The sequence below is a fragment of the Pseudomonas sp. AC229 genome (assembly GCF_979254655.1).
Map to the genome: position 1 here is coordinate 1 of NZ_CEEDHK010000057.1, position 270 is coordinate 270.

Here is a 270-nt window from a genome sequence, read left to right on the forward strand (position 1 = left end):
GGCTCAAGCCGCCCACTACCAGCGTGTGCCTGCCAAGCAGCCTGTACTGAGTCGCTTACAAGGCGGGTTATTCGGCGGCAGCCAGCGTGCCCGATGGTCGATGGCCTTTGCCAGCATCGCCACCTTGGGCCTCGGCGTGGGCTTGGCGACGCGCACCATGGAGCGGGCGCCGGAGCAGCAATACGACGCCGCACCGATCACCGTGTCGGTGCCGGCACCTGCGCCAGCCAGGGCGCCTAAGGCCGAAGCCGTCGACCCGGAGGCCGTCTA

1 pseudogene is annotated in these 270 nt (G+C 68.9%); it reads left to right on the forward strand.

What is annotated here, in order from left to right:
- A pseudogene (locus AC0IW7_RS24825) lies at positions 1-270 on the forward strand (hypothetical protein); the annotation flags it as partial.